21 protein-coding genes and 1 pseudogene are annotated in these 25,958 nt (G+C 66.9%); 13 read left to right on the top strand and 9 right to left on the bottom strand.

What is annotated here, in order from left to right; genetic code table 11:
- Nucleotides 1-141 precede the first annotated feature (141 nt).
- Nucleotides 142-741: a TetR/AcrR family transcriptional regulator gene (locus QWY29_RS07550; RefSeq protein ID WP_181642504.1), complete on the top strand. Its 600-nt coding sequence runs from the start codon at nt 142-144 to the stop codon at nt 739-741.
- A gap of 29 nt (nt 742-770) precedes the next feature.
- The gene (locus QWY29_RS07555; RefSeq protein WP_277500433.1) at nt 771-3,089 is read left to right on the top strand and encodes an MMPL family transporter; all 2,319 of its coding nucleotides are present in this window, start codon (nt 771-773) and stop codon (nt 3,087-3,089) included.
- Between the two features lie 575 nt (nt 3,090-3,664).
- Here QWY29_RS07555 and QWY29_RS07560 read toward each other — a convergent pair.
- The 4 genes from QWY29_RS07560 to QWY29_RS07575 all read right to left on the bottom strand — a co-directional run bounded on the left by QWY29_RS07560 (nt 3,665) and on the right by QWY29_RS07575 (nt 6,278).
- Nucleotides 3,665-4,300 (bottom strand): hypothetical protein, encoded by a 636-nt coding sequence (locus tag QWY29_RS07560; RefSeq protein WP_277500432.1) that lies wholly within the window; start codon nt 4,298-4,300, stop codon nt 3,665-3,667.
- A gap of 58 nt (nt 4,301-4,358) precedes the next feature.
- Nucleotides 4,359-4,946, bottom strand: a complete 588-nt coding sequence (locus QWY29_RS07565; RefSeq protein ID WP_068124016.1) for a TetR/AcrR family transcriptional regulator — start codon at nt 4,944-4,946, stop codon at nt 4,359-4,361.
- A gap of 224 nt (nt 4,947-5,170) precedes the next feature.
- Complete coding sequence (locus QWY29_RS07570; RefSeq protein WP_179519313.1) at nt 5,171-5,665, bottom strand: PaaI family thioesterase; 495 nt, start codon at nt 5,663-5,665, stop codon at nt 5,171-5,173.
- 1 nt (nt 5,666) lies between these two features.
- A complete protein-coding gene (locus QWY29_RS07575) occupies nt 5,667-6,278 on the bottom strand; it encodes a TetR/AcrR family transcriptional regulator (protein WP_179516878.1) in 612 nt (203 codons plus the stop codon).
- A gap of 100 nt (nt 6,279-6,378) precedes the next feature.
- Between QWY29_RS07575 and QWY29_RS07580 the strand changes: the two genes are divergently transcribed.
- Entirely contained in the window at nt 6,379-7,476 is a 1,098-nt protein-coding gene (locus QWY29_RS07580; RefSeq protein ID WP_068124011.1) for a BtrH N-terminal domain-containing protein, read from the top strand.
- 778 nt (nt 7,477-8,254) lie between these two features.
- Entirely contained in the window at nt 8,255-8,941 is a 687-nt protein-coding gene (locus tag QWY29_RS07585; protein WP_277500431.1) for a transglutaminase-like domain-containing protein, read from the top strand.
- 11 nt (nt 8,942-8,952) lie between these two features.
- Here the strand turns inward: QWY29_RS07585 and QWY29_RS07590 are convergent, their stop codons facing one another.
- Complete coding sequence (locus QWY29_RS07590; RefSeq protein ID WP_277500430.1) at nt 8,953-9,924, bottom strand: helix-turn-helix domain-containing protein; 972 nt, start codon at nt 9,922-9,924, stop codon at nt 8,953-8,955.
- Nucleotides 9,925-10,089: 165 nt separating this feature from the next.
- Here QWY29_RS07590 and QWY29_RS07595 point away from each other — a divergent pair, with 165 nt between their 5' ends.
- The 9 genes and pseudogenes from QWY29_RS07595 to QWY29_RS07635 all read left to right on the top strand — a co-directional run bounded on the left by QWY29_RS07595 (nt 10,090) and on the right by QWY29_RS07635 (nt 19,451).
- Nucleotides 10,090-10,410 (top strand): 2Fe-2S iron-sulfur cluster-binding protein, encoded by a 321-nt coding sequence (locus QWY29_RS07595; protein WP_068121188.1) that lies wholly within the window; start codon nt 10,090-10,092, stop codon nt 10,408-10,410.
- Nucleotides 10,411-10,426: 16 nt separating this feature from the next.
- Nucleotides 10,427-11,824: pseudogene (locus tag QWY29_RS07600) on the top strand (cytochrome P450); the annotation flags it as partial.
- Nucleotides 11,825-11,829: 5 nt separating this feature from the next.
- Nucleotides 11,830-13,032, top strand: coding sequence for an NAD(P)/FAD-dependent oxidoreductase (locus tag QWY29_RS07605; RefSeq protein ID WP_277500427.1), 1,203 nt, complete (start codon nt 11,830-11,832; stop codon nt 13,030-13,032).
- Between the two features lie 62 nt (nt 13,033-13,094).
- The gene (locus tag QWY29_RS07610) at nt 13,095-13,862 is read left to right on the top strand and encodes a lysophospholipid acyltransferase family protein (RefSeq protein WP_300960121.1); all 768 of its coding nucleotides are present in this window, start codon (nt 13,095-13,097) and stop codon (nt 13,860-13,862) included.
- 64 nt (nt 13,863-13,926) lie between these two features.
- Nucleotides 13,927-14,538, top strand: coding sequence for a TetR/AcrR family transcriptional regulator (locus QWY29_RS07615; protein ID WP_277500426.1), 612 nt, complete (start codon nt 13,927-13,929; stop codon nt 14,536-14,538).
- 133 nt (nt 14,539-14,671) lie between these two features.
- Nucleotides 14,672-15,769, top strand: a complete 1,098-nt coding sequence (locus tag QWY29_RS07620; RefSeq protein WP_179516883.1) for a BtrH N-terminal domain-containing protein — start codon at nt 14,672-14,674, stop codon at nt 15,767-15,769.
- A 770-nt stretch (nt 15,770-16,539) separates the two neighbouring features.
- Entirely contained in the window at nt 16,540-17,202 is a 663-nt protein-coding gene (locus QWY29_RS07625) for a DUF6338 family protein (RefSeq protein WP_277500425.1), read from the top strand.
- 588 nt (nt 17,203-17,790) lie between these two features.
- Nucleotides 17,791-18,285, top strand: a complete 495-nt coding sequence (locus QWY29_RS07630) for a hypothetical protein (protein ID WP_300960122.1) — start codon at nt 17,791-17,793, stop codon at nt 18,283-18,285.
- Entirely contained in the window at nt 18,282-19,451 is a 1,170-nt protein-coding gene (locus tag QWY29_RS07635; RefSeq protein ID WP_277500423.1) for a serine/threonine-protein kinase, read from the top strand. Before QWY29_RS07630 ends, QWY29_RS07635 begins: the two co-directional genes overlap by 4 nt.
- A 999-nt stretch (nt 19,452-20,450) precedes the next feature.
- On the opposite strand, the gene qatD is transcribed toward QWY29_RS07635, so the two are convergent.
- From qatD to QWY29_RS07655, 4 genes are read right to left on the bottom strand one after another with little or no spacing between them, the layout of a single operon-like run.
- A complete protein-coding gene (qatD, locus tag QWY29_RS07640; protein ID WP_277500422.1) occupies nt 20,451-21,245 on the bottom strand; it encodes a Qat anti-phage system TatD family nuclease QatD in 795 nt (264 codons plus the stop codon).
- Complete coding sequence (gene qatC, locus QWY29_RS07645; protein WP_277500421.1) at nt 21,242-22,519, bottom strand: Qat anti-phage system QueC-like protein QatC; 1,278 nt, start codon at nt 22,517-22,519, stop codon at nt 21,242-21,244. Before qatC ends, qatD begins: the two co-directional genes overlap by 4 nt.
- Entirely contained in the window at nt 22,516-23,376 is an 861-nt protein-coding gene (qatB, locus tag QWY29_RS21035; RefSeq protein WP_336621832.1) for a Qat anti-phage system associated protein QatB, read from the bottom strand. The genes qatC and qatB overlap by 4 nt, the downstream gene beginning before the upstream one ends.
- Nucleotides 23,357-25,225: a KAP family P-loop NTPase fold protein gene (locus QWY29_RS07655; protein ID WP_277500418.1), complete on the bottom strand. Its 1,869-nt coding sequence runs from the start codon at nt 25,223-25,225 to the stop codon at nt 23,357-23,359. The genes qatB and QWY29_RS07655 overlap by 20 nt, the downstream gene beginning before the upstream one ends.
- Between the last annotated feature and the right edge of the window lie 733 nt (nt 25,226-25,958).

Here is a 25,958-nt window from a genome sequence, read left to right on the forward strand (position 1 = left end):
CCGCGCCGGTGACCAGCCGCTCCGAGGAGGGGTCGCGCGGCCGGCGACTGCGCAGCGGCCGGTCCGGGGGGCCGCGACCAGAATGTGATGTGCAGATCAGGCAATTTTGCCTGTTGGGCAAGTGCCTGGGAGGCTATGGCCGTGACCCAAGGCCTGAGGGAGAGGAAGCGTGCGGCGACGGCACAGGCGCTTGCCGAGGCTGCCTTTGGCCTGGCGAAGGAGCGCGGCCTGGACGGGTTCGTGATCGACGAGGTCGCAGAGTTGGCCGGCTACTCGCGTCGTACATTCGCGAACCACTACCCCTGCAAGGAAGCGGCGGTGGCATCGGTCGCCTACGCCGGTATTGAGGCTGCCGCCGACGCACTCGAGGACGTGTCGGATGGGCGCCCGTTACTGGACGCGGTCGAGGTCGTGCTGCGGCTGCAGTTGACGACAGCGGGGCTTTCCCGGATGCGGGAGGTGCTGGCGTTGGCGCGCGCGCATCCATCGTTGGAGCCTCACGTCTATCACGTCCAGCACCGGATGCGGTTGGAGGTCGAGGAGCGGGTGGCCGCCGTGGCGGCCGGACGCTATCCGGCTTCCTACCTCACCCTGTTGGTCGGCGCCGTCTACGGCATGGTCTCCACCGCGCTGGAGGGGCTCGTCGACGTCCGCCTTCCTGGCGATCCGCCGAGTCGCGACGCCGTGGAGTTCGACGAGTTCCTGACTGAGGTCTTCAATCACCTCCGTACCGGGTTCTGACCCGCACATCACTCGCTGAGGAGCAGCCCATGTCCACGTTCTTGTACCGCCTCGGGCGCGGTTGCTTCGGCAAGCCCTGGCCCATCATCGTCGGGTGGGTGTTGGTGCTGGCTGCCGTCGTCGCTGCACTGGTGGTCAACGGGGTGAAGGTGACCTCGGAGATGAAGATCGACAACACCGAGGCCCAGCAGGTTCTCGATCGGGTCTCTCGGGAGCTGCCGGAGGCATCGGGAGGCCAGGCCAGTGTGGTGTTCACCGTTCCAGACGGCGACCGGCTGGATACCCCCGCGCGGATGGCCGCGATCGCTGAGACGGTCCAGGACGTCTACGAGCTGGACCAGGTCATCAACCCGGCTGACTTGAGCCAGGGTCAGGGGCAGCCGCCGGGAGGGCCTGGGGCTGACCAGCCGGAAAGCGGGCCGGGGACGGCGCCGCCGTACCAGCCGCTGGTCCTCGACGGGACCCCGGTGCCGGGGGTGCTGGTCTCGACTCAGGCGCCAGTGGCGCTGTTCCAGTTCCAGTTCACCGTGCCGTCCACGTCGCTGACCGACGATCAGGTCTCCGCGGTCTTGTCGGTCGTCGAGGATGCGGAGCGGGGCACCGGTCTGCGGGTCCTGCCGAGTGACTCGCTGAAGGCGATCGAGATCCCGGTCGGCGCCGCCGAGGTGGTCGGTCTCGCGGTCGCGGCCGTGGTCCTCGTTCTTACGCTTGGCTCGCTCGTCGCCGCTGGCCTTCCATTGATCACCGCCCTCGTCGGGGTCGGGGTGGGCGTGGGAACGGCGTTTGCCCTGTCGACGACGGTGGAGATGAACACCGCAACCCCTGTCCTGGCGTTGATGATCGGCCTCGCGGTGGGAATCGACTACGCGTTGTTCGTGGTCAACCGGCAGCGGCGACTGATCATCGATCGCGACCTCGACGCCCGCGAGGCGGCTGGCCGGGCGGTTGGAACGGCAGGCAGCGCCGTGCTCTTCGCCGGTCTCACCGTGATCGTGGCCTTGGTCGCGCTCACCGTCATTGGCATCTCCATGCTCACCACCATGGCTCTGGTCGCCGCGGCCACGGTGCTGCTCGCTGTCCTCATCGCGCTGACCCTGCTGCCGGCTCTGCTCGGACTGATCGGGGAGCGGATCGTGTCGGCCAAAGCCCGCAAGAAGGGGCATACCCGCCGGGAGGAGGACAGCCACAGCGTGGCCGACCACTGGGTCAAGGCGGTGGTGCGGTTCCGTTGGCCGGTGATCCTCGGTGTAGTGGCGGTCTTGGGGGTGGGTGCTGTTCCCGCGGCGAGCATGGACCTCGGCTTGCCGACGGGTGCCAGCGCAAACACCGACACCGCCGCGCGGCAGAGCTACGAGGCGGTCACCCGCGGGTTCGGTGAGGGGTACAACGGTCCGTTGCTGGTGACCGTGGAGTCCGCCGATGGCGCCGCCGTCACGCCTCGGACCCTCGGCGCGGTGACCCAACAGCTCCAGCAGCGCAAGGAGATCGTCGCTGCGGTGCCAGTGGGCACCAGTCAGGACGGGGAGATGGCAGTCCTCAGTGTCATCCCCACCTCGGGCCCAGACGACGATGCCACGGCCGACCTCGTTCAGGCGCTCCGTTCACCCAGCTCGGCTGTCGCCCAGGATCATGACGTCGTGATCGGCGTCACTGGCTTCACCGCTATCGGCATCGACATGTCCGACCGGCTCGCCGAGATCGTCCCGCTGTACCTGATCATCATTGTGGGGCTGTCGCTCCTGATTCTGCTGGTGGTGTTCCGGTCACTCGTCGTACCGATCCAGGCCACGCTCGGGTTCCTGCTCAGCATCTTGGCGACCTTCGGGGTGACCACTGCGGTGTTCTCTTGGGGATGGCTTGGCTGGATGGTGGGGGTCGACACCGGCGGGCCATTGTTCAGCTTCATCCCGGTCATTGTCACCGGAATCCTCTATGGGCTAGCGATGGACTACCAGGTCTTCCTGGTCTCCTCGATGCGCGAGTCCCACGTCCACGGCCACCACGGCGAGGCCGGCGTGGTTCACGGTTTCGATCAGGCCAGCCGTGTCGTGGTCGCCGCCGCGGTGATCATGGTCTCGGTGTTCGCCGGCTTCATCTTCAGCCATGACGTGATGATCAAGCAGATCGGCTTCGCGCTTGCGATCGGCATCCTCATCGACGCCTTCTTGGTCCGCATGACCTTGACTCCGGCGCTGATGTCGCTGTTCGGCGACAAGGCCTGGTGGTTGCCGCGTTGGCTGGACCGGATGCTGCCCGACCTCGATGTCGAGGGCGACAGGCTCCTGCGCATGCTCACGGAACGTCAGGACACGGAGGTGGCGCGTCGTCCTGAGGTCATCGGCAAGTAGTGGCCCGCCCTCACGGCCGCGTGCGAAGGAGGGGGCGGTGTGGCCGGGGCGCGTGCTGGTCTGCGTCACCGGCACATGTAGCGAGCCTGGCTCGGCCCGTACGGGATGAAGGGATCCGCCCGCTCGCGCGACTATCGAAGCGGCCTCGGTCGGCCGTGGCGTACCCTTGGCCGCGTCCCGCCGTGAGGCTCATTCACCGGCGGGGAGCACCGAAGCCGGAGGAATTCCTCGATCTCGCGCAGGCCGCGCGCGATGTCTCTGTCGATACGGCTCCTTCGTCGCTGCTCGCGCCGCTCAAGCCAGTCACGCTCCCATTGCTGCCACTCGCGGTAGCCGCCACATCCGAACCACCAGCAACTCCCGAAGGCCACCATTCCGCCATAGAGCCACCACGCCGCATGCCACACCACGTCGGAGAGCAGGTCCGCCATTGGCTGCCAGACAGGCCCGCGGTTCATTGGGTCACCCCCAACGGACGCGAACGGGAAGAGAGAAGCGTCCGGATGGCAGCACGCTACATGCCGTCGTGCATGCACGTAAGTCCGTCACGAGTGGGTAGCGCTCGGCCACCCGGATCACCAGAGGTTCGGGCCTGTCTTCTCATCGAGATTTCGCACATGCCGCGCGACACGTACGAGGATTCGCTGCAGTCGGTCGAAGTACCCGGGTAGCTGCTCGAGCACGGCGGTGCTCCGGTTGAGACGTTCCAGGCTCTCGGGGAGTGGCCCCGCGGTGTCTGCGAGCCTCCGCATCGGCCTCCTCACCTCCGTCAGTGGCTCGACGAGGTCGCGATCGAGCCGACGTAGCGAGGTCTGGAGGCCCTCGAGCTGCCCGGAGAGGGCCGCGATCTTGGGGGCGGCCTCGCCGAGCGGCTTGGAGGTCCGCTGCAGGGCCGCCAGGTCATCCAAGAGTTGGTTGATCTGGCCGGCGAGGGTTTCGATGTGCGGCGCGACCGCGGAGAGGTCCTCGGTCGCGGTGGCCACAGGGGGAGTGAGGCTCTCGACATTGCGGTCGATCCTCTCTACCTGGTCCAGGGTGTCCGGCGCTCGGTCAACCACTTCTAGGGCCGCCGGCATGTCGGAGGCCGCCCGCACCAGCCGGGGGATGTGCGGCAGCAGCAGGGCGACCGCAACGGTGAGGACGAACAGTGCCAGTGCGAGGACAGCGGTCAGTACGCGGACTGCCCAGATCGGCAGGGCTTGGTTTAGCACGTCGTAAGATCCTCGTCTGTCGGGACCGGCACCGTCGCTTGCGGCCGCGCGGTCGGGGTCAGCGCTGACGCAGCCGCAGGCCGTCGAGGACCAGGGTCGTCACGGCGCTCGCGATGCGCTCCTGGTCCAGGGCCTGGTCGGTGACAAGGTAGGACAGGGCGCTGATGGTGACCGCACCGAAGACCGCCATGGCACCCGACTCCGGATCGGGCACCTGCCGCAGCGAGCCCTCAGTCACGCCGTCCTCGATCAGCGACTGTACGGGCTGGTAGTAGGCCGCATGAATCATCGCTGCGATCTCAGGGATACGGCCCGCACGTCCTAGCTCACCCACCAAAGCCCGGCAGATCGCCGGCTGCTCCGCCATCACCCGCAACTGCGCTCGAATCACCTCGGCGAGCCGGGCCGCTGCCGACCCTTCCGACTCGACGGCGATGGCCACCTCATCCGCAACGCGGTTCAAGGTGTCGCGGAACAGAAAGGCAAGGATCTCCTCCTTGCCGGCGAAGTAGTAGTACAACGTCGCCTTGGGAATCCCAGTGGCAGCAGCGATGTCCTCGATCTTGGTCTGCTCGACACCGTGATCGGCGAACAGCTCCGCTGCGACGCTGAGTTTGACCGCCGTGTGAGCCGGGACAGTACGCACCGACGTGGATCCCTTCGCTGTGCTGGGCTTGTACCGAGAGTACAAACATGGCGTCCATCTGCACAACTGACCGCGTCAGCCGACGGCCCGGGGTCGGGGCCGGATTGGCGAGCCGCTCGAGTGGTCCCGATCCCGGGTGTGAGCGTCAGCGGATGCCCGGATTGGAGGCGCAGGCCGCAGGCCGCGAGCGATGGCCCGAGGCGGCCCTGCAAGGACGGGCGCGGTCAATCCGCAGGCACGCCAGGTGGACTGCCCTGAGCGAAGTGCTCGACAGACACTTTCACGAACACGGCCGTAGAAGTGATGACCGCGCGACCGGCTGGCTCGGTTGCACGGGCAGCGACGAACAGCTTGCGCCCTTCGCGCCGGACGACATCGGCCTGGAGTCGGTACTCCGCTCCGATGAGTACCGGTGCCAAATACTCGATCGTCAGTTGGCGGGTGACGGCAGGGCCTCCTTCGAGGAAAAGCAGGCAACCGTAAAGGTCATCGACAACGGTGGCGACTGCGCCGCCATGGACAATGCCCGGTGCGCCTACGTGACGATTGTCGAACGTGTGCCAAGCCTGCACACCATCCCCGTGCCGCAGGGCCCGGAGGTGGTGCCCATGGGGATTGTTCGGGCCGCACCCCAGGCAGTGGTCGTGGTGAGTCGGGAGTTCAGCCCCGTCCGGGTAGACGGTGAACTTCTCCGCCCACATGGCCAGCAGCGCTTGCATGTCAGCCACGAGGACCGCCCTGGAGGCGCTGCGCCCAGGCAGCCAAGACTTCGCTCTGCCGTTCATGGGAATGAGGAGCGAGCAGACCGCTAACCCCTCGACCGAGAAGGAGATCCAGGGTGAGTCGGATTTCGATGGGGTCCTGTGTGACGTAGGTGCGGCACATCTCGGCGAGCTCCGCGTTCACGCGGTCTTCGGTGGGGACCAACTCTGCCCGCAGCTCTTCGTGAGCGCGGGCGGCCACCCACAGTTCGAGGCTCGCCGCATACAAGGGCCCCGACAGCGCATCTGATAGCAGGCGGAGCGCCGTCCCTCGCCTCCTGTGGTCGGTCGCCCCCCCGTCCTCGGCGTCACGGAGCTCGAGCTGGGCCATCTGCTCTCGGACGCGGCGCAGGCGCTGCTGCGCCAAGTGCTCAACCGCCGCCACGACCAACTGGTCGCGTGTCCCGAAGTGGTGCAGCTGCGCGCCGCGAGAAAGGCCCGCTCGAGCCGCGACCGCGGCGCTGGTTGTCCCCGTATAGCCGAGCTCGGCAAGGCATGTGACCGTCGCGTCCAGCAATGCCCGACGGGTAGCAGCCGAGCGGTCTTCTTGTCGTCCTAGCTTCAGCGGCACAGCCTGAGTCTACATGCGTGCATGAATGCATGTAGATTCGCGCCCACCGTTTGACGGGCACACGCTCGCGCAGAGTGCTCCGACTACTCCAGGAGTTCCCATGTCAGTTGAGGTCGCTGCGCTTCGGCCGGAGCCGCGTCGAGTGCTGCTGGACTATCCCCACCGTCAGGCAGGTCATTGCGGGTCCGGAGCGCTGAGAGACCTCTTGGAGTGGGCCGGCCTGGGCTGGGAGGAGGTGCCGAGCGAAGGTCTGGTCTTCGGAATGGGCGGTGGGCTCGGCTTCACCTATCTGCGGGTGCCTGGTCTCACCCCGCCCATCTACGTCGTCGGGCGTAGCAGTGACCTTGAGGTGGATCTTCTTGCCAGGCTGGGTGCAGAGGTCGACGTCCGGCACACCGACGACCCCGCCACCGGTTGGGGTTGGGTCCGTGGGGAACTACGACAAGGTCGTCCCGTGCTGATGTGGGCAGACATCGCTGAGTTGCCCTACCTGAATGTCCGCCTCCAGATGAGTCGGCACGACATCGTCGTGATCGGTTACGACGACGAGACCCAGACCGCTTTCGTGGTTGACAACGACCGAGCCGAGGTGCAGGAGGTCCCCTACGATGCGCTTGCGCGGGCGCGCGCGTCACGATCCTTCCCCGTGCCCACCAGGCACACGACCTACTTCGTGAACTGGCCCCAGGTCCTGCCGGATCTCCGCCCGACCGCGGCTTCGGCCCTCGTCGCCTCCGTCGAGAACATGCAAGCGGCGGCGACCGCGATCATCCCGGACACCTCGGTGCTGCCGCCGGATGCCGTTGCTGGTGCCGGGATCGATGGAATCGGGGTCTTCGCGGAAGATGTCGGCCGGTGGCCGGAACTCATGCCCGAACCTGAGTTGGACGTCGCGCTGCGCTCTCTCCACGCCTTCGTGGAGAAGGCAGGGACCGGCGGCGGCCTGTTCCGCCGGTTGCAGGCGCAGTTCTGTGCCGACGTGGCGCGGCGAACGCGGTCCGCTGAGATGGCGAAGGCTGAAACTGCGCTCCTGCGCTGCGCGGCCACATGGTCGGCTCTAGCTGCCGCCGGCCGTAGCGACGGATCGACGCTCGCTCGCTGGCGACACGTCAATGAACTCGCCGCGACTCTCACCAGCGACGAGCACCATGCCATCTCCCAGATGCGCACTGCTGCGGGCGAACTCCGGGGTGGGTGACCGATCGTGGCCGGTCGGCGAACGCAATACGCGAACACCACCGCCGACGATCCCCGCTCCACAGCTTAAGCATTCCAAGCCGATCGCCGAGTCATCTCGACTCGTCTCCCATCGAGGTCCGCGGCGCGAACAGCTAGTGGCGGCGGCTGACGCGATCGAGGATCACGGCGCCGGGGTCGGCACCGCTCAGATCGCCGAACGCGCAGGCATGCGCGGCCCCACGTCTACCGCCACTTCGCAGCAAGGAAGATCTCGTCGGCGAGGTGCTGCGGTGCGCGGCGGACCAGGTCATCGACCACCCTTCGGCCCGCGATGCAGGTCAGTGGCACCGGCCCTGCCATCATCCGGGTGCCATCGGGGCTGCACTCGGTTGGGCGGCCGAGCATCCGACCCTCGATCGCTTCATGGCAGTGCGCCAGCAGAACAGGGAGATGCGTCGGGCCAGGCTTGGGGCGCACGCGGTTCCGGGGGAGTTGGTGGCCGCCGCGTCGGGCGTACCTGCGCAACCCCGAGGTCGACCTTCCGGGACGGCGTCATGGCGGGGCTGATGGGCACCCGGTCGATGCTGGGACCATCTGTTGGCTCGACTACCACGACGAGTCGCACGACGAGGTCGTCGCCCGGATCGCACACCAGGTGTGGTTGACCCGCGCAATCTCGCTGACAGCGTCGGGCTCGGCTTCGACGACGACAGCTACTTGAGCGTCCGATGAGGACCGCTCCAGCGTGTGGACGGCGCGCACTGTGCGCAGCCGCGTTGGGAAGAGGAGGCCGACGCATGGTCGTCGAGGTCGGGAAGGCCGACGACCACCTGGCGGTGGCGATGACGCCGACGGCGGGACCGCACCTTGAGTCGGCCTTCTTCCTCGATCACGACAGCGCTGCGGTGCGCGACTTCACGCAGCAGGTGGTCGCCGGCGCATCGACGCCGCGTGAGCGGGCGAGCCTGCTCTTCGCAGCGGTCCGGGACAGAGTCTGGTACGACCCCCATTCGGTGCCCCGAGACCCTGAGCACTACCGGGCCAGCTACGTGCTCGAGGCAGGCCGCGCCTACAGCGTTCCCAAGGCCGGTGCTGCTGACCGCAGCGCTGCGGGCCGTGGGCATCCCTGCCCGGGTGGGCTTCGCCGACTTCCTCAACCACCTGCGGACCGACAACCTGCGGGCCCTCATGGGTGGCGCGGACCTGTTCGTGTACCACGGGTACTGCAGCGTCCACCTCGACGACCGATGGTTGAAGGCGACGCCGGCCTTCAATGGCGAGCTGTGCGAGAGCTTCGACGTGCCCCGATGGACTTCGACAGCTTCGACGACCTCTCGCTGGACCGGACCCTGACGGCCCTCGACCAGGCCTACGGCCGCATGACCCCCGGCTTAGGGGTTGCGGACGACACCTTCGCTGCTCCTGCCGACACCGGGGAGGCCACCGAGCATGCAGCCGTGAACCCGTCGGTGAGCTCGGACTGAGCACTCTCGCCTCATCGGTGCTCGTGCTCACCTCGGAAGTGGCTCGGTGAGCTGCCGGTCCATCTCTTGAAGGCGTGCGAGAAGTTGGTGAGATCGCTGTAGCCGAGCTCGTTGGCGACCTCGCTGACCGACGTGGAGGGGTCGAGAAGCCGCTTCCTGGCGCGGTCGACCATCGACTGCTGCAGCAGCTCCCGGAAACTGGTCCCCTCAGCGGCGAGGCGGCGCTTCAGGGTGCTCGAGGACATCGAGAACTCGTTTGCGACGGACTGGATCGTCCTCGCCCCGGGCCCGTCGTCGAGCAACGCCCGGACCCTGCGGGCGAACTCCGGGGTGCCGGCTCGGCGCGCGAGCGCCTGCTGGAGCTCGGTGACGGCGAGTCCGTAGGTGATCGGGTCGGGGAAGCGGCAGGCAGCACGAAGCGTCCTCGCGGGCATGTGCAGGTAGGAGAAGGGGGCGTCGAACTCGAGTCGGGACCGGCTCTCGGCCTCTCGGGGTAGCCCGCTCGGCTCCGGCCAGTGGCTGTGCATGGTCGCCTCCGACGGCTCGCCGACCAGCAGGTCGATCAACCGCATGAGTGCCAGTCCGCAGTAAGTGACGACCAGACAGTCGAGATCGGGGTCGCCTGCGTTCCCCAACAGCCTGATCGTCAGGTCGTCCTGCCGCGGATGGAACTGCGTGGTGACCGCTTTGGTGATCAAGGGCAGGTAGGTCAGCAGCTCCACGACCTCTGCGACGGTGCACGCGCTGACCAACGGGACACTCAACGGTCCGAAGGACGTGAGCTGTGCGTGTTCTGCGCAGGCGATCCCGAGCCGGGTGGCCTGCTCGCCGTCGAGGTCGGGATAGACCTCGCGGAACCACCGCAGCGGTGCCTCGCCCTGGGTCTGGATGAGAGTCAGCTCACCGGTTCCCTCGCGCGCCATGACGACGCGAAAACGCTCGACGGCGTCCTCGTCGATCGCCGGACTGCTCAGCAGCTGCACGAAGGCCAGCGACGGGACGCCTGGCTCGTCTGTCCACACAGGCAACCCTCACGTGATCCGAATTCACAACATACTGACACGATACGACATGGCTTTGCCAGCGGACCGCCGACAACAATCATCGCCAGAACGTCCATCCAGTAGGCAAAGTCAGGAGAATTGTCGATGGCAGTGGTCACCTTCATGTCACACGACGGGGAGCAGCACGAGGCCCCGCTCGAGGAGGGCAGTTCGCTGATGCAGGTGGCGACGAACAACGCCATCCCGGGCATCGATGCCGACTGCGGCGGCGAGGCCGCATGCGGCACCTGTCACGTGATCGTTGATCCCGCCTGGGCCGACAAGGTCGGCCGGTCCGGTCCCGAGGAGGAGGAGATGCTCTCGATGAACCCCGAGCGACAGCCGACGTCTCGCCTGTCGTGCCAAGTCAAAGTCTGCGAATCGTGGGATGGCTTGACCGTGCAGTTGCCCGAGTTCCAGATGTAGCAGGAGGTCAAGCCAGATGAAGTTCCCAGAAGTCAAGATCCCAGAAACAGTGAAGACGAAGGTCGAGTCCGCCATCCCCCTGGAGCGACAGATCCAGGGCGCGCGCCTCTACGACAAGGGCCGGCGGTGGCTCACCGGCGCGAACGGGCCGATGTTCGTCGAGGCCCCGATCCCGCCGGTCGAAGAGGTCCCCCTCGCCGACATCGACCTCAGCAACCCGTTCCTCTACCGACAGGGGCGGTGGGCGTCCTACTTCGAACGTCTGCGCAACGAGGCTCCGGTCCACTACCAGCCCCACAGTCCCTTCGGCCCGTTCTGGTCGGTGACGCGTCACGCCGACATCATGGCGGTGGACAAGAACCACGAGGTCTTCTCCGCCGAGCCTCTCATCGTCATCGGAACACCCCCGCGGTTCATGGACGTCGCGATGTTCATCGCCATGGACCCACCCAAACACGACATACAGCGTCGCGCCGTCCAAGGTGTCGTTGCGCCGAAGAACCTCCATGAGATGGAGGACCTCATTCGCGAGCGCGTCAGGGACGTCCTGGACAACCTGCCCGTCAACGAACCGTTCGACTGGGTGAGCACGGTGTCGATCGAGCTGACCGCCCGCATGCTGGCCACGCTGCTGGACTTCCCCTTCGAGGAGCGGCACAAGCTCGTCGAGTGGTCGGACCTGGCAACCTCGATGGAGCAGACCAACGGCGGCCCCGCCACTACCGACAACGACGAGCTGTTCCGCGGCATGCTCGAGATGGCGCGAGGACTCACGGAACTCTGGCACGCCAAGGCCGCCCGGCTCGCGGCCGGCGAAGAGCCCGGGTTCGACCTGGTCACGATGCTGCAGAGCGATGAGAGCACCAAGGACCTGATCAAGCGTCCGATGGAGTTCATCGGCAACTTCGTTTTGCTGATCGTGGGCGGCAACGACACCACACGCAACTCGATGAGCGGCGGAGTTCTCGCGCTGAACCAGTACCCCGACCAGTTCGAGAAGCTCAAGGCCAACCCGGACCTGATCCCGAACATGGTCTCTGAGATCATCCGCTGGCAAACCCCCCTTGCCTACATGCGGCGGATCGCCAAGACCGACACCATGCTGAACGGCCAGTTCATCCGCAAGGGCGACAAGGTGGTCATGTGGTACGCGTCCGGCAACCGCGACGAGACGGTGTTCGAGCGACCGGACGAGCTGATCATCGACCGGCCCAACGCCCGCAACCACATTGCTTTCGGCTTCGGCGTGCATCGGTGCATGGGCAACCGGCTGGCCGAGCTGCAGCTGCGGATCCTCTGGGAGGAGCTGCTCCCGCGCTTCGAGAGGATCGATGTGGTCGGGGAGCCGCAGTACGTGCAGTCCAACTTCGTTCGCGGCATCAGCAAGCTGATGGTCGAGCTCACCCCCAAGGGCGCCGGATGAGCACGGAACGCGCGGTGGTGGTCGGCGCCAGCCATGCCGGGGTACAGCTGGTCACCAGCCTCCGCCAGGAGGGTTGGTCGGGTGACATCGTGCTGGTCGGTGACGAGTCGGCGCTGCCGTACCAAAGACCTCCGCTGTCGAAGGGATATCTGGCCGGGAAGTGCTCGCTGAAGGAGCTGGCCATCCGGTCTGAGGACTTCTACGTCAAGCAGGACGTCGAGCCCCTGACTGCCAGCGTGCAGTCGATCGACCGGTCGGCGGGCGAGCTCGTGCTCGGCACCGGGGACCGCCTGTCCTATGACGCTCTTGCTCTTTGCACGGGAGCGCACCCCCGACGTCTCCGTGCCGAGGGTGCCGACCTCGACGGGGTGCACTACCTGCGTCGGTCGTCGGACGTGGAGCGGATTCGCGAGGACGCGATCCCCGGACGCAACGCCGTCATAGTGGGTGGTGGGTATATAGGGCTGGAGACCGCTGCCTCGCTGCGCTCGTCGGGCCTCCACGTCACGGTCCTCGAGGCCGCAGACCGGGTCCTCGAGCGGGTCACCGCCCCTGAGGTGTCGGCCTTCTTCACGCGGATCCACCAAGAAGAGGGCGTCGACGTGCGGACGGACGCCTCGGTCGAGGCCCTGGTCGGCGACACCCGCCTGCGAGAGGTGGTCCTGGCCAGCGGCGAATCGGTCCGAGCCGATTTTGTGATCGTCGGCATCGGTATCGAGCCGACCACCGAGCTCGCCGAGGCAGCCGGCCTGGTCGTGGACGACGGGATCCTCATCGACGCCCACGCCCGCACCAGTGACCCTGACATCGTGGCGGCCGGGGACTGCACGTCGCAGGACATCCCCCGCTACGGCCGACGAATCAGGCTGGAGTCGGTCCCGAGCGCAGTGGAGCAGGCCAAGGTGGCAGCAGCGACCATCTGTGGAAAGGACAAGGAGCTGGCGGCGCTCCCGTGGTTCTGGTCGGACCAGTATGACCTCAAGCTCCAGATCGCGGGACTCAACACCGGCTATGACGACATCGTCGTGAGCGGTGACCCGACCCGTGACCGCCACTTCACCTGCTACTACCTCCGGAAGGGCGAGCCGATAGCCGCTGACTGTGTCAACCGTCCCCGCGACTTCATGGCCACCAAACGCATGCTCACCCAGGGGACCGCGATCGACATGGCCGCACTGAAAGCGGAGGTGGCGGTGTGAGAAGCCGCAGTAACCGCTGGTCGTGGTCACCACCGAGCCATCGCCCGCCGAGCTGAGCAAGGATGGCTTGGAGGTCGACGGTCTGGACGGCGGTGAGAGTCCTGCATATCGCTCCGGACTTGCGTGACTCGCGTCGGCCCGCGGGTGAGAGACGCGTCCCCGGAGACGCCCGCGGGCCTGCGTGGTGGCTGGCCTTGCTCGTCTGTAAACCGCTGCTCCTGCTGGGCAGGAGAGCGGACTGGCGCCGCACCGAACGCCTGCCCGGGTCGGGAGGCGCGGTGCTCGCCGCCAACCATGTCTCCCAGGCCGACCCGCTGTTCCTGGGGGAGATGATCCTCGCCCAGGGCCGGACCCCCCGGTTCATGGCCAAGGCGAGCCTGTTTCACCGTAGAGCAGTCGGCTGGTGGTTCCGGTCGGCCGGCCACGTCGAGGTCGATCGGTCCGACGGCCGGTCTGGGATCCGTGCCGCGGTCAAAGCCGTGGAGCGTGGCGCTCTTGTCGTCGTGTATCCGGAAGGATCGATCACGAAGCGACCGGATGGGCGCCTGATGTCGCTCAGGTCAGGTGCTGTTCGCATCGCGCTGGAGACGTCAGCTCCACTGATTCCCGTCGCTCAATGGGGCGTGCAGGCGATCGTGCCAGCCTACGAAGGGAGGGTAGTGCTAGGCCGCCGCCGCCGTCGTCGGGTCACCCTGCTGGTCGGGGACCCGGTGCCACTCGAGGACCTCCGAAATTTTCCGAGGGCGACGGCAGTGACTGTAGGGGTGCAGAGACTCCAGGACACCCTCGCCGCCATGGTCGACCAACTGGCCGACGAGCACGCTAGGTAGCGTGCGGGCGTGTCCAGGTCAGGGACGCGAGTCGGTCGCGAGACACATCGCTAACCTCTCTGTCATGCGGGCACCGTCCATGCGCGAACGGTTCAGGCAGCACATGCGCGCCGCTGTCCTCGAGGCTGCCCACGACCTGATCGTCGACCGCGGCTGGGACCGGGTGCGTATGGGGGAGGTCGCGGATCGTGCCGGGGTGTCCCGGGCGGTGCTCTACAAGGAGTTCGGTGACAAGGCCGGCCTCGGAGAAGCCGTCGTACTCCGCGAGGCCTCGCGCTTCCTGGAGGGCATCCAGAAGGCGCTGGAGGCACACATCGGCGATGCGAAACGCGGCATCGCAGCAGCCGTCGACTACACCTTGAACGAGGCCGAACGCAGCCCCCTGCTCAAGGCAGTGCTCATCTCCAACCGCGACCTGGATGCGGGCAGTCAGGCGTCCACGGGGATGCTCCCGCTGCTCACGACATCCGCGCGGCTTCTCGACCTCGCCTCCGACACCCTGGCCGGATGGGTGGCGGAGAGCTACCCGAGCCTTCCCCCAGACGACGTCGTCGACGCGGCCGACACCATGGTGCGCCTGACGGTCAGTCATCTGGCGCTGCCCAAGTGGGACCGGACCGCGACGGCGAGCAAGATCTCCGAAGTCGCCGTACGGTTCCTCTCCCTCGAATCGTGACCTGCACCAGCCGTCACAACCGCCGTCGACCGCGAGCCCCTGCGTGCCTGAGCTAAATGTAGAGTCGCGGAACCCACCGCGCCCGACCCACCGGCGTACGCACAGAGCGCTGCGAGCCGGTTCAGGAGTTGCCATGTCAGCTGAGATCCTGCCCCGACAACCGGAGCCGCGGCGGATCCTGCTGGACTATCCCCACCGTGAGGCCGGTCATTGCGGTTCCGGAGCGCTGAGAGACCTCCTGGAGTGGGCCGGTCTCGGCTGGGAGGAGGTACCGAGCGAAGGTCTGGTCTTCGGAATGGGCGGTGGTCTGGGTTTCACCTACCTGCGGATGCCCGGTCTCACCCCGCCCATCTACAGCGTCGGGCGTAGCAGTGACCTCGAGGTCGACCTTCTTTCGAGGCTGGGTGCCGAGGTCGACGTCCGTGGCACCGACGACCCCGTGACCGGCTGGGGCTGGGTCCGCCGCGAGCTTCAGCAAGGCCGTCCCGTGCTGATGTGGGCGGACATCGCTGAACTGCCCTACCTCAATGTCCGCCTTCAGATGAGTCGGCATGACATCGTCGTGATCGGTTACGACGACGACACCGAGGCGGCTTTCGTCGTGGACAACGACCGAGCCGACGTGCAGGAAGTCCCCTACGATGCTCTTGCGCGGGCGCGCGCGTCACGGTCCTTCCCTGTGCCCACGAGGCACACCACGTACTTCGTGAACTGGCCCCAGACCCTCCCCGATCTCCGCCCGACCGCAGCTTCGGCCCTCGTCGCCTCGGTCGAGAACATGCAAGCGGCGGTAACCGCAATTATCCCGGACACCTCGGCGCTGCCACCGGATGCCGTGGCGGCTGCCGGGATCAGCGGGGTCGCGGTCTTCGCCGAAGATGTCGACCGGTGGCCGGGACTCATGCCCGAACCGGAACTGGACGTCGCACTGCGTTCACTCCACGCCTTTGTGGAGAAGGCAGGGACCGGCGGCGGCCTGTTCCGCCGGTTGCAGGCACAGTTCTGTGCCGACGTGGCGCGGCTAACGGGGTCCGCTGAGATGGCCAAGGCCGGAACCGCGCTCCTGCGCTGCGCGGACACGTGGTCGGCTCTGGCTGCGGCCGGCCGTAGAGACGGAGCGACGTTCGACCGCTGGCGACGGGTGAATGAGCTCGCCGCGACGCTCCCCAGCGATGAAGACCATGCCATCTCTCAGATGCGCAAAGCGGCGGGCGAACTCAGGGATGGGTGACCAATCGTAGGCAAGTCAGCGGACGCAGCACGCGAGCACCACCGCCGAGGCTCCGTGCTTGGGGCAGTCCAGGCATTCCCAGGTCCATCGACCTTGACTGTTGTTTCTGCCATCGCTGCGCCGCCGTGCTGACGAACGCCTCTTGGAGCCATCTCGCCTTTCGACTTCCCCGAGATCTGAGGTCTCGTCACCCAGAGGATCGGGCTCGAGACGTAGGCTGGGGCGAACTGAATACGGCTGGTGCACCCCTGGGGTGCACGGAGCCGAGGAAACGGGAGGCAACCGGAGGTAACGGGACGCCGGTTTCACGCTCAGGACGGCGGTCGCGCGTGATCAGGCGTGGTGTTCCTACGTTCAACTCCCCCCTCGCGCACGTAGTGACTGGCCCCGGGTTCCAGATCCGGGGCTTCGTCCATTTCGGACTCGCCCGGCGAGGGCGGTATGCCCGATGTTCGGTTGCCGCCGTGGCCGCGGCGTCGTCCTCCTCGTTTCGGTTGCTGGTGCTCGTCTCAGTCACCAAAGTCTTGGCCGTGCCCGCGGGCGATCAATCTGCGGCAACTTTCTGAGGCGAATGGAGAATTTGGACCGGCCGTGCACCCCCAGGGTGCACGGCCTGCGGATCGAGTGGCCTCTGGCTGCTCGCGCACCGCCTGCAAGACCTCGTCAGCCGCGCCGGCGACATCGTCCACAACCCCTCGCCTGCCGACGAGTCCGTGGCTTTCACAGAAGCCTGGCCGACACCGCGGCCTCGGCCTGACAAGATCGACAACATGATCCCGAGCTCAGCGACCCAGCTGCTGATCACGCTGGTCCTGATCGTCCCGGGGTTCGTGTTCCTCGGTGTTCTGGTCCGGCTCCGGGGCCGCACGCCCGCCGACGCTGACCTCTCCTCCCGCCTGATGCGTGCCATCGTCGCAAGCACCGTCTTTGCGCTCGTCTATCTGGCTATCGCGGGACCGCAGATCGAGGCGCTCGCGAACCAGAATCCGGACGAGGCACTCAACCATCTGCAGAAGTACGCCCTCCTCGCCCTCCTTGCCGCGTTCGTTATCCCAGCGGTGGCGGCCGGGCTCTACTACTGGATCAGCACTTGGGGGTGGCTTCAGGACAAGTTCAGGGACTCGTGGGTTGACCAGCGATGGAACCGGATCGACCCCCGACCCTCCGGTTGGGACGTCGCGTTCGCGGACCTTTCTCCCTGTTTCGTTCGCGTGAGGATGAATGACGGCGGCTGGTACGCCGGCTGGTTCGGGAAAGCTTCATACGCATCGTCGTGGCCCGACCCGCGATCGCTCTATGTCGAGGTCAGCTTCCATGTCGACGACAACGGCACCCTCGGTCAAGCGGTCGAGAATTCGAACGGGGCCGTGATCGATTGCACCGACGCGGTCCTGGTCGAACTGCTGCTCCCCGGGCCGGATTCCGACGAGTGAGGCACAATGGAATCCGGAAGATGACGAGGAGGGCCTAGATGACGAGCTCGAAGACCCTGCCACCGCGCCACAGCGGTTACCGAGCGTCTGGCTCCACCACGACCGTCTCGCGGAGCGCCAAGTCCGGTGCGTATACCAAGCTCCCAAAGCCACCTAAGGGGCAAGGCGGCGGCTCCAAGAAGGACCAGGACAGTGACTGACCGCCGAGTGACCAAGGCAGTCCCGACCACCACCAAGATGGTCTCCAGCGGCGAGACCCACGGCTATAAGCCCACCGCTCACAAGCCGGCCCGACCCGTCGCCAAGCCCCCGACCCCACCGTCTGGCCAGGGCGGCGGCTCAAAGAAGGCGTAACTCTGGTGACCGACTCCGAGCGCCGTCCTGCCAAGGGCACCCTGAGCGGCTCCGCGATGAACGGTGACGGCCTGGAGCACGGCTACCGGGCAAAGGCTTCCTCGGCAAAGCCGCCCAAGCCGCCCGTCAGGCCTCCCGTCCCGCCGTCTGGCGAGGGTGGCGGATCCAAGTCCAAGTAGCCCGCTTCAGAACCTGACGGCAACTAGGATTGGTGCTGATGGGTTGGGCGGGGAGGTGGACCGGATGCGGGCGCTGGGTGTGCACGCTGCGAGCGATGTGCTCTGGTTCGCGGCTGTCGAGCCCGACGGGACGCTGATCGATCTCGGCAACGCTTATCGGCTCGACCTGCCCAAAGGGTTGGACACCGGCCAGGCGCTGATTATCGCCCGCAAGGACATCTGTCGGGTCCTGCGCGCGTACGACATCGGACTGGTCTGGCTGCTGTCGGCCGAGTACGACAAGCGCTTCAAGCAGGGTTACCACGCGCTTGTTCCGCGGATCACCATGGAGACGGTTGTCGCGTTCGCCGCCGCGGAGGAGGACGTCGAGTTCCGCCGGGTGGCGCGCGAGACCGTGCGGTCCCGCCTTGGCTACGACAGCGGCAAGCTGCAGGAGATCGCCGTCGAACTGGTCCCCGAGAAGATCACGCCCAACTGGGGACCGAACAAGCGTGACCTAGCCGTGGCGACCGTTCTGGCTGCGCTCAGCGAGCTGCAGGACTCACAGTGAGCGCCGAGCTGGGAGCCGCCGAGGCGAGCCTCCAGACGGCGAGCGAGGCCCCGGAGCTTCACGGCCAGTACTTGGCGAAGCCCTCGTACACCTTCTTGCAGAGCATCAACGAGGGTGCGGCTGGGGAGTGTTACCGGTACCGCCACGAGGTCTTCGAGCACGACGTCGTCGCGAAGACCGTGGCACTGTTCGGGATCCCTGGCTCACTCACCGAGCCTCAGCTCCTCAAGAACCTCAAGCACGACAACCTCCTGACGGTACGGGAGGCGCAGTGGACGCCGGACATGGACCCTGCGCTCAAGGTGGTCACGTTCACCACGGACTACTGCGAGGGGCAGAGCGTCTTCACCGCCCTCGAGGAGGGACACGTCTTCTCCATCCGGGAGGCCGTGACGATCTGCTCGCAGGTGCTCGCCGCGCTCGACTACATGCACCTTGACCACGAGCTGCTGCATCGCGACGTCAAGCCCGGCAACGTGATGCTCGACGGCTCCCGGACGACCGGCTTCCTGGGCGACCTGGGGAGCGTGGCCGCGCTGACCGACGGGAGTTCGCCCGCAGGGGCTGGAACGCTTGCCTACCTGCCGCCGGAGAGCGCGGCGGGGGAGCTCCACCCGTGCTCGGACGTGTACTCGACCGGCATGGTGCTAATCGAAATGCTCAACGGGCCCTACGACTGGGAGAGCGTCGACGAGGCCAAGATGGAGGCCAACGTCGACAGCAGCAAGCGAGCACTGCCGCAGAAGTTCTACAAGCTGGCGCCGTGGGTGCCGCCTGCCGTCGCAACCGTTGCGCGCGCGATGACTGACCCGGACCCTGGCCGTCGTCCTGGCTCAGCTGCCGAGGCGCGCCGGCGTCTGGACGACGCGCGGTACGTCGACTGGAGTCGGGTCGACGGGACGGGTCTCCTCGGGGTTTGGGAGGGCACCTGGCCGCCGGGTGCGCGCGCCCGGCAACTTCGCACGGTGCGGATCACGGCGGCGCCGGTCGAGAAGGGCCGGTACGCAGGGCAGGTCAAGCTGCAGGCCTCGTGGCGTGGTCCGGGTCCGGGGACGTGGCGACGCTATGCGAGGCTCGACCGGCGGGTCGCGCGAGGAGACTCAGCAGCGCTCGCCCGGTTCTTCCGTGTCGTCGAGGAGGCGGCCCAGGCAGCGCCAGTCCGGTAGACGAGTTCGGCTTCGTCGGCGGGCAGGGAGAGCAACAGCCGACGTCCGGCCACCTGCTGAGCGTGGGTGAGCACGTACGCGCCAGAGCCGTCCGCGTACTCGGTCGCGGTCATGGCACCGGAGTTCACCGCCGACCAGAGGGTCGCGGGGAGTCCGCGCACTTTGCTCTCGGAACTCACCACCTTGGGGCGTCCGCCGACTCGGGTCCAGAGTCGCTCTGCCGCGGGGGTGTCGTCGCCGGCGAGAGCCGCGAGCTCACGGTGCAGCAGCTGCTGGTCGTGAGCGAGTAGCGCACGGACTCCACCGGCCGCCATCATGGTGACGATGAGGTCAGACAGACCTCTGAAAGACATATTTCGATTCTACGAGATGGCACCGGCGTGACCCGCGAGCGACACTCAGTGAACCCAGATGAGCGCTTGCGTGACTCTGCCGACAAGCAGGTCTCGATTCGGTGGCCGATCGCGCTAGATCAACGTCTCGATGACCTGCTCGGCCGTGCTGATTCGGTTGGCGAGAACACCAGCCGGCGTGAGCTGCTAGCGGCGCTCCTCCTCGGCGCTGATCCTTCGGGTGACGAGTTAAGGGACCTTCTACAGAGGTATCGAACGGCGTTGGTTCGGGAGGCACCACTGGGTGATGTCGAGGTTGAGGGCGACGTCCTACTGTTCCGGAAGCACCGGCCAGGTCCGCGTACTGCGGGCTAGGTGTGAGGCCCAGCGCTGGTCCCCGGCCAGTACGACTAGCATTTGACGCCCGGCCGTCAAGGCTCCGCTCGCCATGAGCATCTGTGCCACGGTCCTTCAGCGTGGAGGACCCGGGGACCTCAACGTCCTCTTGCTGCTCTTCGCTTGGAACACCCTCAAGTTCGCGTTCGTGGCAGCCGTAGACGTGTCTAGGTTCCTTCTCGGGGTTCTCCGGAGCAGGCAGCATGCAACCTAGAGAGGGAGGCGGTCAGGACCGCGGCAGGACCAGGCTCGGTCCTCACGTCAGACGTTGTCAGGAGCTATCAGTGCAACTGGGTGGGTGCGCGCCCAAATCACGGCGGTCCGTGCTCCCTACATCGGCCACGCTCGAGCTGAGTTCGCGTTCGTTCTGCTCCAGCTGGGTTCGCGCGGCCTGGGCGGGGATGTCCCAGATTCCGGCAAGCGTGACGGCTGCGGACTCGAGGTCCCACGGGTGGATGGGATCGGTCTTCACACGCGCGAAAGGCGCATCGCTCTCCAGGACCATGCGTGCCCGCGGCATCTTGCTGACGAGCGCGCGTCCCTTCGCGCCGGCAAGCATTGCTGGTCCAACGCTGAACCAGCAGCCCAGGTCTATCGCCTGGTCGAGGTCCGACATGGAGCCGGAGAACCAGTGCAGAATTGGCACGCCGGAGTCTGGGTGTCGCTGAAGTGCTTCTAGGACGGGGCTGGCGGCTCGCCGGCTGTGGATCGAAAGTATCTTTCCTCCGGCTTGCGAGCAGGTGGTGAGAACGTGTTCGAGCACATCGAGCTGATCGTGCCGTGTGCTCTGGGCTGCTGCTCCGTCGAGGCCCACCTCGCCGACGAATGCAGTGTCGGCGAGGTAGGTCTCGAACAGGTCGAGCTCGGCACGCCGCGCCGTTGCCAACTCTGGGTGAAGCCCTAGCGCTGTCCGGACGCATGGCCTGCCGTTCTCGAGTGCCTTGGTTCCTGGCCATGCGGACGGAGTCGTGGTCACCGAGACGATCCCGATGCCCTCGTGTTGGACTCGGTCTGCGACCTTGTGCGGGTCGGGGTAGAGGTCGAGGTGGCAGTGGAAGTCGATCACGAGACTCCGAGGTGTCGATGGAGTGCAGCGAGTTCGTCGACTCCGCGGCCGAGCATCGCCCGGATGGCCTCGCGGTCCTCGATGTAGGGGCTACTCAGCGACGGGCCGATCCAACGGTCGATGCCATCGGCGTCTACTGATGCTCTTGCCATCGCGACTGACCGCACGTCGTCGAAGGCAGCGTGGTCCTCGTCGCGGCGCCCCAGGTCGCTGTAGACGTAATCGGTGGAGTCGGGGGTGCCCCACTTGAGGAAGGCTGCGCGCCTGACCTGACAGGGCACGCAGCGGCCGCAGTGTCGGTACCCGAAGCGCTGAAATCGCCCGCAGCTGGTCGACTCGCCAGCGAGCGAGGACAGCAGTGGCTGGTCGGAACAGTCGCGCAGCATCTCTCCCTTGGTGTGCTCGCGGAAGGGGTTCTCGATCACGACCTCGAGACCGACGGCTTGGAGGACTTCTTGGATGGCGCCCAGGAACTGCGGGTGGGCGGTGCGCGTGCTGAGACTGCCCAGCCGTGCCGGTGTGAGGGGCGGGTTGATCGCGATGAAGCCGTTCTCGCACAGGTACAGCGTGACGTCCTTGCCTGCGTAATACCGTGCGGTGGAGGAGGCCGCGAGGATGCCGAACGCGATGAACGCCAGTGATCGTGCTCGCTGAGAGGTCTCCTTCCCGGGCCGATGCGGGGTGGCGTTGTGGTTCAGCGCGAGGTGCTCGACGCCGCCGCCGATGCTGGCGGCGAACTTCGATTGGGTGCTGCGATCGCCGCGGACCGTCTGGCTGACCGCCAATAGCGACTGACCTCCCGCGGTGAGGTCGATGGCCCCGATCAGGCTGTCGAGGCCTCCCGAGAGCAAGGTGACCGCGTCTGCGTCGGGGCGATGCACCTTCGCCGGCGTCGAGGGATGTTGTGCACCGCCGGTGAAGTGCAGGCTCCACCGGTCGGTGGTGAGGAAGTTCAGCGCCCCGGTGAGGGGCTGGGTCACGCTGTTCCACAGTTCAGGATCCGAGACCGCTACGTTCAACTCCAGTTCGCGGGTCCATCCGTCGGGGCTGCTGGAGCGGTAGGCGGTGGTGTCGGCCACGACGGCGGCGAGAGCGAGCGAGGCGAAGTCCCAGGCCAACGTTGCGGGGGCGAGCTTGCGACTCCGGATGCGCGCGCTCGCGGCACCGCCGGCCCCGGCCAGGCCAGCACCCGGAGCGCCGTCGAAGAGGCAGATGCCCACTGCTCCATCGGCAGCGCTCTCGGCGACCGCGCGGGGACCGCATTCGAACCTCATCCCAGGTACTCCTCGAAAATCAACAACGTCTCGGCGAGCGCCGATCGCACCATCGCGGCTACGCCCCGCGAGGTTGGGGTCGCTCCCCGATCGCGGACTCGTCGGAAGCCGGCCGCGACCTGCTCCCTGATGTAGGCCTGGATCTGCTTCATCCGCGACAGGGCGGTGGTGGCGTCGGGTGCCTTCTCGATGACGGTGCGCTGCATGTCGAGGGCGAACCGGTTGTAGACGTCGAGAGCGGTGTAGCGCTCGATGACGAAGTCTCGCTGGGCTGCGTCCAAGGCGAGGGGGTCAGCGTCTGGGAACTGCTCGAGGAGGTCGGAGAGTGCATCGCGCACGGCGCGGCGTGACGCCTCGGCGTCCTGGGTGCCGTCGACGGGACGCACGGCTTCGACGATCGCGTCCACGATCTGGTTGGCGTCAGCGCCGGAGGCAAGGACCTGGTCGCGCAGGTCGGTGCCGTCGGGGCTCTGCCCGGACGTGACGACGCCGCCGAGTCGGCTCGCCGTCGCGGAGGTGGCTGCGAGGCGGCGGCCCATGGTGCTGGCTCCGCCGTACCCACTGCTGACGTAGTGGCCGACCGCTCGCCGTAGGTCGACGGTGTCGCCGCGGCGGGCGAAGCTGCCTAGTGAGCGTCGGGCGTCGCGGAACCTGCCAGGAACAGCCACGGGAGAGGTGGCGGGTCCCGGTGGTGAATCGTCGGTGTCGCTGGGCTCCGCATCACCGGGCTCGGTGTCGCTGGGATCCGGGGACGGCGAGTCCGGCTCGGGCTCGGGTTCGGGTGGCAGGTCGGCGGCCCATGGCGGAACAAGGGCAACACCTGCACCCGGCCCAGAGCTACTTTGCGAGGTTCCCACGGGTCTCCTGACGAGTGATGGCCGCCTTGACGGGCCCGCTCACGCCCTTGGATCGCCAGGCGGTGAAGACTTGGCCTGCCCAAGGCTGGTCGCCGATCTTGGGCACGATGCTGGCCTGGATCTGGTTGGGTGGTCGCTCGATGAGGAAGCCGGCCAGGCTGTCGGCGTGCATGGGTTCGCTGTGGGCGAGGGCCAGGCAGGCATCGAGGATCGGTGGTGCACCCCACTCCTGTTCCTGGCCGGCGCGATCGAGCAACCGGCGCATCATGACCGAGGTGTCCGCCGGCGCCAGCGGGGCGAGCCGGTCACCGAGCGAATGGGCCATGTCCGGGTGCTCGAGCAAGGCCGACAGGAGTTCGGCTGCCTCCGAGGAGAGGCGGTCCTCGGGGAACACCAGGGGCGCATGCTCCCGGCTGACGTAGAGCGCGCCACGCAGGTCCTCGTTGGCCAGCGCCGGCGGGAGCGCGAGCCACTCGATGAGCGGTGGGTCGCTCCAGCCGCCCTCAAGGTTGAGCTCCTCCCCAGCGACTGCAGCGGTCTCCCAGGGCTCCAGGAAGTTCGGTGTGCCTCGGTCGCTGCTGCTCACCGCGGCCACCAGCTCTGAGTAGACCCCGGCCGGTGCGAGCCGCTCGAAGAGCAGCAACTTGGTGAGCACCGCTTCATTCACGCCCACGCCCTGGGCCGCGGAGATGGCCATCCTGATGGACAGGGCGTTGAGGAACCTCTTGATGAGTCGCGGATTCCCGGCGATCCCGGTGGCCGTCGCCATCAGCGGTGCCAGCCGGTCGGCGGTGTCGAGGCGGGCCACCAGGTCCGCCGGAAGGGTCACCCCCAGGCCCTGGACAAACCCTCGATCGACCCGCTTGCCCTGCCACGCCCGCTTCAGTTGCTGGGCGACCGCGTCCCGGATCTTGTTCTTGTCCGGCAGGCTCAGCGTGCTGTTCTCGACGAACAGCATCATCAGGTACGCGCGGACTTCCTGGGTGCCGAGCCCTGGAACCTTGATCGGAATCTGGATGAGCTTGTCGAAGTAGTTGGTGACCAACGAGTCGTCCGGCAGGCCGTGGAAGTGCTGACGCACCGCGTACCTGATCATGTCGTCGTCCGCCGCGATCACGAACGCGGTGTTCTGCAGGAACAGGAAGAGCCGGATGGCCTCCAGCGTCGAGATCGTGGTCGACGGTAGGCAGCGGTCGAGGTCGTCGATCAGGACCACCAGGGTGATCCCAAGTGCCTCCAGCGCGGCCTCGAAGTCGTCGCGCAGAGCCTGGATCTCCTTGGGCGGCGTGGAGCTCTGCTTGGGGTCGAGCAGCCCGGATGCGGCGGCGGCCAGCTCCCCGGCTGCCTGATCGCCGGCGGCGAGCTCCGTGGCGTCGAGGTCTCCGCTAAGGGTTTCCTTCACCAGGCCAGCGACCGGCCCGGCAAGCCCCACGGGTGGGAGGCCCAGCGCCAGCGAGGCAGCCGGAGCGGCCACCAGCTTGATCAGTCGCAGCCAGCGGACCCGCTTGAGGAAGTCGTTGACCTTGTCCAGGCCGGTCTTGCGCGCCTGCGCCTCTTCGGCAAGCTTGGCCGCGATCACCTCCAGCAGCGCGGCCCGAGCGTCGTCGTAGCCCTGGTAGAGCCACGCGTTGAACTCAACGAAGACGTACCTGCTAGGCCCCTCCTTCGGCTGGTGCCGATCGAAGGCGACCTTGGTCAGCTTGATCATCGATGACTTGCCGACGCCCCAGGCACCGGAGATGCCGATCGAGACTGGTCGACCGCTCGCCTGCGCGACGAGCTCGGCGACGGTGGCCGCGACGCCATCGAAGTTCAGCAGATCGCGGTCCGTCTCATTGTCCGGCCACATCGAGATCCGGCTCCCTCCCCGCGACGGCTACACCTTGGACAACCGAGCTCTGACACCCGAGTCACCACTCTACGAAGACCCAAGGCCATGGACCGCACTTTCGTCGCCCGACCGCCCTGTTTCACCATGCATGCAACTCGGGACTGCGGAGATCCCGCACCGATGGTCGGAAGGCGTTTTCGGGTCGGATCGAAGGTCCGCCTGGCGTGTCGTCCGTCGGCAGGGCCAGTGCCGTCGGCCTTGAATCTGGGAATCTGGATGGACTTTGATGCGCGGAGATCTAGATGCCGCGGCGGTGTAGAACGGCTGATGAACGACGCGTCCCCTGGTCACTGGTCGCCGGGCGACCACCCCTACGCCATCGCGGCCTCAGAAGCACAGTGGTGGCTCTCCGCGGTCACGCTCGCCGAGGCGCCTGCGCGACCCGGACGAACCTGGTGCCGCACTGGTCAGCTCGCGTTAGGTCGATGCTCGCAACCTCAGGGATTCCGGCGGCCGCGCCTCAACTCCGCGCCTCAACTCCGCGCCATGACACGTAGGGTGAGGCGAGCAACTGGAGCTCGCTCAACTGAACACTGGCTGGTGCACCCCGGGGGTGCACGGACCCGAGGAAACGGGAGGCAACTGGAGGCAACGGACGCCGGTTTCACGCTCAGAACGGTCGTTCACGCGTGATCGAGCGTGTTGGTCTTACGGTTCAACTCCCCCCTCGCGCACGTCGAGCAACCGAAGG

This window comes from Nocardioides abyssi (assembly GCF_030412915.1).
GTDB lineage: Bacteria > Actinomycetota > Actinomycetes > Propionibacteriales > Nocardioidaceae > Nocardioides > Nocardioides abyssi.